This window comes from Kitasatospora sp. NPDC093558, assembly GCF_040683475.1.
In the GTDB taxonomy this organism is placed as follows: Bacteria; Actinomycetota; Actinomycetes; order Streptomycetales; family Streptomycetaceae; genus Kitasatospora.
The window spans coordinates 1-10,918 of the sequence record NZ_JBFBDY010000198.1 but is presented as its reverse complement, the minus strand read 5'-3'; the positions used below and the strand labels follow the sequence as shown (position 1 = coordinate 10,918).

7 protein-coding genes and 1 pseudogene are annotated in these 10,918 nt (G+C 75.9%); 5 read left to right on the top strand and 3 right to left on the bottom strand.

Annotation, left to right across the window (positions count from 1 at the left end):
* Positions 1 to 133 precede the first annotated feature (133 nt).
* Positions 134 to 2,869 carry a phosphoenolpyruvate carboxylase gene (gene ppc, locus AB0O00_RS19685; RefSeq protein WP_363653447.1) on the bottom strand — a complete coding sequence of 912 codons (2,736 nt, stop codon included), beginning with the start codon at positions 2,867 to 2,869 and terminating at the stop codon, positions 134 to 136.
* 340 nt (positions 2,870 to 3,209) lie between these two features.
* Here ppc and AB0O00_RS19680 point away from each other — a divergent pair, with 340 nt between their 5' ends.
* The gene (locus tag AB0O00_RS19680) at positions 3,210 to 4,481 is read left to right on the top strand and encodes a histidine kinase (RefSeq protein WP_363653443.1); all 1,272 of its coding nucleotides are present in this window, start codon (positions 3,210 to 3,212) and stop codon (positions 4,479 to 4,481) included.
* Between the two features lie 22 nt (positions 4,482 to 4,503).
* On the opposite strand, the gene AB0O00_RS19675 is transcribed toward AB0O00_RS19680, so the two are convergent.
* Together AB0O00_RS19675 and AB0O00_RS19670 are read right to left on the bottom strand one after the other, a co-directional pair.
* Positions 4,504 to 5,001 (bottom strand): SUKH-3 domain-containing protein, encoded by a 498-nt coding sequence (locus AB0O00_RS19675; protein WP_363653445.1) that lies wholly within the window; start codon positions 4,999 to 5,001, stop codon positions 4,504 to 4,506.
* On the bottom strand, positions 4,998 to 5,459 hold the full coding sequence (locus AB0O00_RS19670; protein WP_363653441.1) for a YwqJ-related putative deaminase: 462 nt from the start codon (positions 5,457 to 5,459) through the stop codon (positions 4,998 to 5,000). Before AB0O00_RS19670 ends, AB0O00_RS19675 begins: the two co-directional genes overlap by 4 nt.
* Before the next feature lie 370 nt (positions 5,460 to 5,829).
* Here AB0O00_RS19670 and AB0O00_RS19665 point away from each other — a divergent pair, with 370 nt between their 5' ends.
* The 4 genes and pseudogenes from AB0O00_RS19665 to AB0O00_RS19650 all read left to right on the top strand — a co-directional run.
* Positions 5,830 to 7,026, top strand: a complete 1,197-nt coding sequence (locus AB0O00_RS19665; protein ID WP_363653439.1) for a Gfo/Idh/MocA family oxidoreductase — start codon at positions 5,830 to 5,832, stop codon at positions 7,024 to 7,026.
* Entirely contained in the window at positions 7,023 to 8,156 is a 1,134-nt protein-coding gene (locus tag AB0O00_RS19660) for a DegT/DnrJ/EryC1/StrS family aminotransferase (protein ID WP_363653437.1), read from the top strand. The genes AB0O00_RS19665 and AB0O00_RS19660 overlap by 4 nt, the downstream gene beginning before the upstream one ends.
* Positions 8,157 to 8,242: 86 nt before the next feature.
* The gene (locus tag AB0O00_RS19655; RefSeq protein ID WP_363653435.1) at positions 8,243 to 9,244 is read left to right on the top strand and encodes an HNH endonuclease; all 1,002 of its coding nucleotides are present in this window, start codon (positions 8,243 to 8,245) and stop codon (positions 9,242 to 9,244) included.
* Positions 9,245 to 9,299: 55 nt separating this feature from the next.
* Positions 9,300 to 10,918 (top strand): annotated as a pseudogene (locus AB0O00_RS19650) (hypothetical protein); the annotation flags it as partial.

Here is a 10,918-nt window from a genome sequence, read left to right as displayed (position 1 = left end):
GGGCCGGGGTGCGGGCTCGGCTCCGGGCGGGGGTGGGTCGGGGGCGGGGGGGGGGGGGCCCCCTGGGGGGCACGGGGGTTGGGGGGTGGTGCCCCGGGGGGGGGGCCCCGGGCCCCTCCCCGCGTTCCGTCCGTCAGCCGGTGTTGCGCAGGCCGGCGGCGATGCCGTTGACGGTCAGCAGCAGCGCGCGGGCGCGCAGCGGGTCCTCGGGGCGCCCGGCCGCGACCTCCTCGCGCTGGCGGCGCAGCAGCGCGACCTGGAGGTAGGAGATCGGGTCGAGGTAGGCGTCGCGGACGGTGAAGGTCTGCTTCAGCACCGGGTTGTGCTCCAGCAGTTCGTTCTCGCCGGTGAGCCGGAGCACCTCGCGCAGGGTGAGCTCGTGCTCGGCGACGATCTGGTCGAAGACGTGGCGCAGCTCGCCCGGCACCAGCTGCTCGACGTAGTGGCGGGCGATCCGCAGGTCGGTCTTGGCCAGCGTCATGGCGACGTTGGACAGGAAGTTGCGGAAGAAGTGCCACTGCCCGTGCATCTCGTCCAGCACGTCGCCGAGGCCGGCCGCGCGGGCGGCGGCGAGGCCGGAGCCGACGCCGTACCAGCCGGGGACGATCTGGCGGGACTGGGTCCAGCCGAACACCCACGGGATGGCGCGCAGTCCGTCCAGGCCGGCGCCGGAGTCGGGGCGGCGGGACGGGCGGGAGCCCAGGTGCAGCGAGGCGAGCTGGTCGACCGGGGTGGAGGCGAAGAAGTACTTCGGCAGGTCCTCCTGTTCGACCAGGGCGCGGTAGGCGGTGTGGGCGGCCTCGGAGACCCGGTCCATCGCGGCGTCCCAGCGGGCCAGTTCCTCGGGGGCCTGGCGCGGGGAGGTGTGCAGCGCGGAGGCGGAGAGCGTCGCGGAGATGGTCAGTTCGAGGTTCTCCCGGGCGAGGGAGGGCAGCAGGTACTTGTCCGAGATGACCTCGCCCTGCTCGGTGACCTTGATCTCGCCCTCCAGGGTGCCCCACGGCTGGGCCAGGATGGCCTCGTGCGAGGGGCCGCCGCCGCGGCCGACGGTGCCGCCGCGGCCGTGGAACAGGCGCAGCCGGATGCCGTAGCGGTGGGCGACGTCGCGCAGCCGGCGCTGGGCGCGGTGGATCTCCCACTGGGAGGTGGTGATGCCGCCGAACTTGGAGGAGTCGGAGTAGCCGAGCATGACCTCCTGGACGTCGCCGCGCAGCGAGACGAGCAGCCGGTAGGAGGGGTCGGAGAGCATCTCGTCGAGGATGCGGTCGGCCTGCTGGAGCTCGTCGGTGGTCTCCAGGAGCGGCACGATGCCGATCTTGGCGATGCCGGAGTGCAGGTCGATCAGGCCGGCCTCGCGGGCCAGGACGGTGGCGGCGAAGACGTCGTCGGCGCCCTGGCACATGGAGATGATGTAGCTCTCGACGATCTCGTCGCCGAAGCGCTCGAAGCCCTGGCGGATGGTGGTGAAGACGCCGAGGGTCTTGGTGCCGGCCTCGTCCAGCGGGGCCGGGGTGGGGGCGAGCGGGCGGCGCGAGCGGAGCTCCTTGGCGAGCAGGCGCTGGCGGTACTCGCGGGGCATGTCGGCGTAGCGCCAGGCCTCTTCGCCGAGGCGGTCGAAGAGCTGGCCGAGTGCGTGGTGGTGGGCCTCGGCGTGCTCGCGGACGTCCATGGTGGCGAGCTGGAGGCCGAAGGCCTCGATGGTGCGGATGGCGCGGGCGAGGCGGCCGTCGGCGATGAGCTCGCCGCGGTGGGCGCGCAGCGACTCCTGGATCAGGCGCAGGTCGGCGACGAGTTCGCGGGTGCCGAGGTAGTCGCGGCCCTCGACGTGCGGGGTGCCGCCGGCCAGGCGCTCGCGGGTGTTCTCCAGCTTGAGCCGGATGCAGGTGGCCTTGAGGCGGTAGGGCTCTTCGGCGTTCATCCGCTTGTAGCGCGGGCTGAGTTCGGGGAGCAGGTGCAGGTCGGTGTTGAGCGAGGCGAGCAGCTCGACCGAGGCGCCGGCCAGGCGCTCGGAGGTGGAGAGCGTGTTGCGCAGGTCGTCGATCGCGGCGAGCGCGTCCTTGATGCCGTACTCGTGCTGGAGGTTGAGGACGTCCCAGGTGACCTGCGGGGTGACGTTGGGGTTGCCGTCGCGGTCGCCGCCGATCCAGGTGCCGAAGGTGAGCGGGCGGACGCCGTCGGGCAGGCTGAGGCCGACCCGGGCGAGCTCCTCCTGCAGCTCCTCCAGCACCTCGGGGACGGCCTCGCGGTAGAGCTCGTCCAGGTAGTAGACGGCGTTGCGGGCCTCGTCGGTGGGCTCCGGGCGGGCGATCCGCAGCTCGTCGGTCTGCCAGAGCAGGTCGATGACCTCGGCAAGGCGGCGGTCGGCGGAGCGCTTGGCGCTGCTCGTGCGGGCCGGGTCGGCGGCGGCGAGGCCGGAGGTGAGCTGCTCGCGGTGGATGCGGTCGAGGAGTTCGCCGATCCGGCGCAGCTTGTTGAGGACGCTGCGGCGGGCGGCCTCGGTGGGGTGGGCGGTGAAGACCGGACGGACCGCGAGGTGGGCCAGGGTGTCCTGGAGGTGCTTGGGGTCGGCCTCGGCGAGCTGGTCGGCGGTCTGCGCGAGCAGCGAGCCCTCCCGGGCGCGGCGGGTGGCGAACTCCCGGCCGCGGTGCACCTGCTCGGTGACGTTGGCGAGGTGGAAGTAGGTGGAGAACGCGCGGACGAGCTTCGCCGCGGTGTCCAGGTCGATGCCGGAGAGGAGTTCGGCGGTGGCCTCGCCGTCCGTGCGGCTGAGCAGGCGGACCTGTTCGACCAGGCCCAGCAGCTGGGGGCCCTCCTGACGGACCAGCGTTTCGCCGAGCAGGTCGCCGAGGCGGCGGATGTCCGCGCGCAGCGCCGCGTTGTCAGCGTCTTGGCCGGCGGCGGCGGCGACGGAGGTGGGGCTGTCCGCCGGGTTGGGGACCGGAGCGGTCACGGCTGGCTCCCTGTGGTGGTGGGGTTCGGCAACGGCTCATCGTCACAGGTCCGCCCGCGTGTGGCAGGTGTGACGCGTGCGGACCGCGCTGTCCGACGCGACCAGCATAGGTGTCGGGGAGGTCGGTGTCCGCGAGGTGGCCGGATGGCGGACAGGATCACCGAGGACGCCATGTGGTCTGGACCACTTGGGGGCCTTCGGAAGCCGCGGCTGGAATCCCGGTGGGGAGGGAACGGGGTCGCGCCTTAGGCTGTCAGGCATGAGCAAGTCGCCTGGGGAGCGCGCGCCGGTCCGGTCGTTCTGGTGGTGGGAACGGCCGCGCAGCGCATTCCTCGACATCGGGCTGGCCCTGCTGGCCGCGGTGGAGTGCTCGCTCAGCACCATCGCCTTCCTGTCCGGCCGCGCGCACCTGAGCGCGGCCGGCACCGCCGGCATCGCGGTGCTCGGCGCGCTCGCGGGCGGCTCGCTGGTGCTGCGCCGGCGCTGGCCGGCCGTACCGGTGCTGGTGACGCTGGTGGCCATGCCCGGGATGCTCGGCGTCGTACTGCTCGTGGTCGCGCTGTACACACTGGCCGAGACGTGGGAGTGGCCCTCGCGGCGCCGCCGGGTGGTCGCGCTGTCCGCGCTGGCCTTCGCCGAGGCCGTCACCGTGATGCTGGTGTCGATGCTCCTGCCCGGATCCGACGCGGCCCCGGACCCGACGCCGCTCTGGGTCCAGGTGCTGGTGGCCGTGCTGGTGGCGGTCGGCCTGACCGTCCCGCCGGTGGTCACCGGCCTGTACGTGGGCGCGCGGCGGCGGCTGATCGAATCGCTCAAGGACCGCGCGCACGGCCTGGAGACCGAGCTGGACCTGCTCGCCGAGCAGGCCCAGGAGCGGGCCCGCCGGGCCCGGTTGGAGGAGCGCACGCGGATCGCTCGCGAGATGCACGACGTGGTCGCGCACCGGGTCTCGCTGATGGTGGTGCACGCGGGGGCGCTGGAGCGGATCGTCGCCAAGGACCCGCAGAAGGCCGCGCAGAGCGCCAAGCTGATGGGCGAGGTCGGCCGGCAGGCGCTCAACGAGCTGCGCGAGATCCTCGGCGTGCTGCGGATGGACGACGAGCGCCCGGCCGAGCCGGACTCGCTGGCCGGATTGCCGCGGCTGGTCGACCAGTCCAGGGCGGCCGGGATGGCGGTCACCCTGACGGTCAGCGGCAGCCGGCGGCAGTTCACCGGCGAGGCCGAGCAGACCGCGTACCGGGTGGTCCAGGAGGGCCTCACCAACGCGCACAAGCACGCGGGCGGCGCGAACGTGTCCGTCCTGCTGGCGTACGCGCCGAACGGGGTCCGGGTGAGCGTCGTCAACGCCTGCCCGGGCGGCGAGCGCGGCGCGGCGGAGCTGCCGAGCGGCGGCAACGGGCTGGTCGGCATGCGGGAGCGGGTGATCGCGCTCGGCGGCACCTTCTCGGCCGGGCCGGAGGCGGACGGCGGGTTCCGGGTCGAGGCGGTGCTGCCCTCCCGGCTGGCCGTCCACGCCGAGCCGCTGCGGTAGCCGCTGGTTACCGGTACTCGTCTTACTGGTACTCGTCGGCGGTGCGCAGCCGTTCCGGGGCGGTGCCGAGGACCAGCGCCGAGATCGCCTGGTCGATCCCGTGGCCGAGGAACCACTCTCCCGTGTGATCCAGGCTGTAGACGCGGCCCTCCTCGTCGACCGCCAACAGCGCCTGCCCGTACGCCTCCTCGCCGAGCGGCGCGACCTTCGTGCCCAGCGCGCGGCCGAGGTCGGCCAGGGTGCGCGGCTGGTGCAGCCCGCACATCGGGTCGATCAGGAACGGCGTGCGGGCCAGCTGGCGGCCCGCGCCGGACAGGTCGAAGGCGAGGCCGCCGAACTCGGCCCAGGCCTCCACCGCCGCCGGGAACACCGCGTGCGGCACGCCGGTCGGGCCGCCGTACCCCACCAGGGTGTCGGCCCACTCCTCGGCGCGCCGGATCTCCCAGCGGCCGGGGTGCCAGCCGGCCGCCTTGAGCGCGGCGGCGCGTCGGCGGAGGGCGCCGGCCGGGCCGGCGGTCAGCGGGCGGGCGGCCCGACCGCGACGCTCTGCACGGTGAAGTGCTCCAGCATCGGGACGCACGAGCGGCACGGCGGCGCGTGGGTGCCGTGCGCCGGGTCGCCCTCCTCGCGGATCCGGACGGTTGTCATCCGGGAGCCCTTGAGTGCCTTGCGGGCCTCGGGCAGGCCCATCGGCTTGCGGGCGGCGCGCTTGGAGCGCCTGCCGTCCACCGTGGCCAGGTACTGCGACAGCAGCACCGCCTCCGGGCAGCGGCCGGTGAAGCGCTCGCGCAGCTCGACCGGCAGGCCGTCCAGGAACTCGCCGACCAGTGGGTGCAGCACCGGGCGCCGGGCCGACTTGTCGCCGGCCAGGGTGTGCACCTCGCCGCCCTTGAGCGACAGCGCGGCGGCGACGGCCGGCAGCAGGCTGTCCCTGAGGTGGCGCAGCACGGGCGGGCCCGCCGGCTCACCGCTGGTCATGCGTCGTCCTCCTCGTCTGCGCTGACGGACCCGACCGGTGCGCCCAGTCCGGGGCAAGCCTGTCAAACGACACCGACATCCGTACAACCGGGGTGCGGGGGTGGGCGAACGGGTGTGCGCGGCCGACCGGTTCGGGACGCGATCCCGACAGGACACCGGCTCAATCTGCACACGGCCGTCACGACTTGTCCGCCGATCTACCGAAACCGCCCCCGCGTCCCGGTGGCGGCCGGTACCGTTCCGGCAGCGAGCCGAGGGGATGCGGCCGCCCGTCCGGGACGACCGGCGCGGGCCCGACTCCGCCGGCCGCGCCGACCGTTGGGGCCGCCGGGGTGCGCCTGCCCGGTGCCGGAGCGAGGGGGCTCGTGCGATGACTTCTCCGACGCCGGGACGGGACGGGCGGCCGGACGGGGCCGAGGACGCCAACGAGGCACCCGGCGGACACGTGCCCGCCCCGGGCGAGCCGCCCGCCCCCGCGCCCGCCCGGCCGGTCGGCATCGCCGTGGTCGGCGCCGGCTACTGGGGCCCCAAGCTGGTCCGCAACGCCCAGCACACCCGGGCGCTGCGGCTGCACTGGCTCTGCGACCTCGACGAGGCCAAGGCCCGCGCCGTGCTGGGGGAGTACAGCACCGTCACCGCGACCGCCTCCTACCGGCGGGTGCTGGAGGACGAGCGGGTCGGGGCCGTCGCGGTGGCCGCGCCCGCCGCCGCGCACCACGCGCTCGTCCGGGCCGCGCTGGAGGCCGGCAAGCACGTGCTGGTCGAGAAGCCGATCACCACCTCCGCCGCCGAGGCCGCCGAGCTCGTCGAACTCGCCGAGCGGCGCGGGCTCGTGCTGATGTGCGACCACACCTTCTGCTACACCCCGGCGGTTCGCCGGATCCGCGAGCTCGTGCACGGCGGCGAGATCGGCGACGTCCAGTTCTTCGACTCGGTGCGGATCAACCTCGGCCTGGTGCAGCCGGACGTGGACGTGCTGTGGGACCTCGCCCCGCACGACCTGTCCATCCTCGACTTCGTCCTGCCGCCCGGCGTCGAACCGGTCGGGGTCTCCGCCCAGGGCGCCGACCCGATCGGCGCCGGGCGGGCCTGCGTCGCCTACCTGACGGTCCGCCTGAGCAACGGCGCCCTCGCGCACTGCCACGTCAACTGGCTCTCCCCGACGAAGGTCCGCACGACGCTGATCGGCGGCTCCCGGCGCACCCTGGTCTGGGACGACCTCAACCCGCAGGCCCGCCTCGCCGTCCACGACCGGGGCGTGGACCTCACCCCGCCCGAGGAGGTCACCGACGCGATCCGGCACCGGGCGCTGATCTCCTACCGGGTCGGCGACATGGTCGCGCCCGCGCTGGTCGAGCAGGAGGCGCTGCGCAACGTGATGGCCGAGTTCGCCGCCGCGATCGTCGAGGGCCGCGCGCCGCTCACCGACGGGCACGCCGGGGTGCGGGTGCTGCGGCTGCTGGAGGCGGCCTCGCTGAGCCTCCGGCTCGGCGGCGCCACCATCCCGGTGGGGGCCGCCGACCGGGTCGACGAGGCCGCCGGGGCCGCCGGGGTGGTGGTCCGGTGACCGGCGGTACTGGCGGTCCTGGCGGCACCGATGGCATCCCGCTGGTGGACCTGGCCGCCGCCCACGCCGAGGTCGAGGCCGAGGTCCGGGCCGGATTCGAGCGCGTCCTCGCCTCCGGCGGCTACGTCAAGGGCCCCGAAGTGGCCGGATTCGAGCGGGAGTACGCCGACTTCACCGGCACCCGGCACTGCGTCGGCGCCGCCAATGGCACCGACGCGCTCGAACTCGCCCTGCGCGCCCTCGGCCTGCCGCCCGGCGGCGGCGTCGTGCTGCCCGCCAACACCTTCGTCGCCACCGCCGAGGCCGTCCTGCGGGCCGGGCTGCACCCGGTGCTCGTCGACGCCGACCCGGTGCACCTGCTGATCGACCCGCAGCGGGCCGCCGACGCGCTCCCCGGGGCCGTCGCGCTGCTGCCCGTCCACCTCAACGGCCAGCTCGCCCCCATGGGCCCGCTGCTCGAACTGGCCGACGGGCGGCCGGTGGTGGAGGACGCCGCGCAGTCCCACGGCGCCCGGCAGCACGGTCGGCGCGGCACGCACGGGCGGATCGCGGCCACCAGCTTCTACCCCGGCAAGAACCTCGGCGGCTGCGGCGACGCCGGCGCGGTGCTCACCGACGACGGCGAACTCGCCGACGCCGTCCGGCTGATCGGCGACCACGGCGCCCGCGAGAAGCACACCCACGAGCGCTTCGGCTTCAACTCCCGGATGGACGCCCTCCAGGCCGTCGTCCTGCGCGCCAAGCTCCGCCGCCTGCCCGCCTGGAACGCCGCCCGCCGCACCCTCGCCGCCCGCTACGACGCGCTGCTCGGCGGCGTCGACGGCCTCGCCCTGCCGCGCACCGCCCCCGGCAACGAGCACGTCTGGCACCTGTACGCCGTGCGGATCGGCCCCGGCCGGGACCGCGACGCGGTGCTCGCCGCGCTGCACGCCGCCGGGATCGGTGCCGGGGTGCACTATCCCGTGCCGGTCCACCTGCAGCCCGCGTTCCGCTTCCTCGGCCACCGCGAGGGCGCCTTCCCGGCCGCCGAGCGGGCCGCGCGCGAACTGCTCACCCTCCCGCTTTACCCGCAGATGACCGAGGCCCAGCAGGTCCGGGTCGCCGAGGCGCTGCTGACGGCGCTGCGCTAGGTGCGGGGGTTCGGCCAGGAGGGTGACCCCCTACGCTGGTGTCCAGCAAACGCACCGATTTTGCAGCAGCCAGTGGGGGCTCCCAGATGACGACAGGTCGGCCCGGCGTCTCCGCCGCACCGAACGCGGCGTACGCAGGTCAGGTGGTGCACTTCCCGGATCCGGTCCGCGCGGAGCGGTACCCCGCCGGGGTCCGGGTGGACGAGTACGGCTACCCGGACTTCGGCCCGTACGCCGCCGCGGCGGCCGAGGTCGCCGACCCGCCGGAGGGCCTCGGCGTGGACGAGCTGCGGCTGACCGACTACGTCTCGGCCAACGCCGCGCTGTTCACCCAGGGCCACCCGCTCTGGGCCGACCTGCACACCGCCGTCGCGACCCCGCCCGGCTGGACCTGGCACCACGTCGCCGGCCGGGCCGCCCCCGGCTGGCGCCGGATGGAGCTCGTCCCGGTCGAGGTCAAGGCGCTGCTGCGGCACCACGGCGGACTCGCCACCTCCGCCGCCGACCACGGCCAGCGCGGCACCCGCCCGCTCCAGGAGCGCCGCCCGGTGCACTTCCCGCTGGCCCTGGACGGCAGCGACCCGATCAGCGTCCCCGAGGACCTGCTCCAGCGCGCCGAGGATCGCCTCGGCTACCGGTTGCCGGGCGCCTACCGCACCTTCCTCAAGCTCGGCGGCGGCCGGGCCCCGGTCGGCGTCGCGCTCGACACCGACCTCGGGATGCTGCTCGACCAGCCGTTCCTGACCCTCACCGAGGAGTACGGGACGGCGGACGTCGTGTACGCCAACAAGTGCCTGCGCGACCACCTCACCAAGGACTACCTCGGCATCGCCTACGCACAGGGCGGGATCGTCGCGCTCAAGGTCCGCGGCGACCGGATCGGCACGGTCTGGTTCCACCTGTACGACGACGCCCGCGACACCGGCGCCCCGGAGGCCCCGGAGGACCGGGTCGAGCGGCTGCTGCTGCCCTGCGGCGAGGACTTCGACGAGTTCCTGCTCCGGCTGGCCGGCAGCCCGCCCGAGCTGGAGACGGTCGCGGAGCTGATGGTGGACGGCGGGTTCGCCCGGGCCGTTCCGGGCGAGTGACCGGGACGACCGGGACGACGGGGACGACGAGGATGGGGACAGGGGTGAACCGGGCGTGGTGACGTACGCACAGGCGCATGAGCTCGCCGACGAGTGGATCAACGGCGGGGTGCCGGGGTCGCAGCAGCGCGAGGTGCGGGTCCGGGAGTTCGACCTGGGCTTCGTCTGCTGGGCGGTGCAGCCCGCGGACGGCGCCGGCGGCGCTGCGGAGCCGGGCGGCCCGACGGGCGGGGCGCGGCTGGTGATCGCCCGCGACTCCGGCGCGAGCACGCTGTGGCCCGCGCTGCCGGTCAACGAGGTCGTCCGGCAGTACGAGGAGGTGTACGGGCGGCCGGTGGCGGCCAACCCGGCGGGGGCGGCGAAGCCCGCGCCCGGGCCCGTCGAGGCGACGTCCTTCCTGCTCAGCCCGCCGCAGTGGCTGCAGGAGGCGGGTGCGGCGGCGATCGCGGCGGAGGCGGAGCGGCTGGGCGAGGCCCCGGCGGCTGCCCCTGCCCCTGCGTCCGTTCCTGCCCCTGCTCCTGCTCCTGCCCCTTCGCCGGCTCCGGTTCCCGCTCCGGCCCCCGTGGCCCCGGTCGAGCAGTCCGTGCCCGAGCAGTCCGTGCCCGAGCAGTCCGTGCCCGAGCACTTCGCGCCCGAGCAGTCCGTGTCCGAGCAGTTCGCGCCCGAGGCGACCGGCCTGCCGGCCGAGGCCGCCTCGTGGGCGCCGCCGTCCGGGCCGCCGACGCCCCCGCCGGCCGTCCTGACCACCCCGCCGGTCTCCGACCGGCCCGCCGGGGACGCGCCGACCATGCTCGCCCCGCCGCCCGGCCACGACGAGCCGGCCGTCCCGCCGCTGGTGCAGTCGGCTCCGCCGGTCCCGCCGGGCCCCGCCCCGGCTGGCTCCGAGGCGGCGACGATGCTGATGCCCGAGGGCCTGCGCACGCTCGGCTCCGAGTCGGCCGACGCGCCCGCGCCGGCCGGCTCCGAGGCCGCCACCGCGCTGATGCCCAGGAGCGCCGTCCCGGGCATGCCCCCGGCGCCGCCCGAGTCCGCTCCTCCTGCCCCCGCCCCTGGCCCCGCCCCGGTCCCCGCCCCCGTGCAGCCTCCGGCAGCCGAGCCCGCGCCGACGCTGCTGGCGCCGCCGGACGCGATGCCGGGCCTGATGGGCCTGCCCGGTGCGCCCGAGACGCCGTCGCCCTCCGCGCCGCCGGCCGGTCCGGCCGTGGAGTACGCGCCGACCATGCTCGCCCCGCAGGACGGGGTCCCGGGCCTGATGGGCCTGCCCGGTGCGCCCGAGACGCCGCCGCCCGCCGGGCCGTCGGCCGGTCCGGCCGTGGAGTACGCGCCGACCATGCTCGCCCCCGGCGGCCCCGGCCTCGGTGGTCTGCCCGGCGCTCCGGCGCCCGCCGCGCCTCCCGCGCCCGCCGAGGCGGCGCAGGGCGGCGCGCTCGGCCGCAACGCGGCCTCCGTACCCCCGCCGCCCCCGCCGGGCGCGCTGCGCGGCGGTCCGTCCGGTCCGGGCGCGGCTCACGGCGGCGCGCTCGGCCGCGGCGGCGCTTCGGCCCCGCCGCCGCCCCCGCCCGCCGGGCTGCGGCACACCCCGGGCTCCGGCACGCCCGCCGCCAACCCGGGCGGCCGCGGCGCCGCCTCCGCACCGCCGCCCCCGCCGCCGGCGGGCCTGCGCGGCGGCGCACC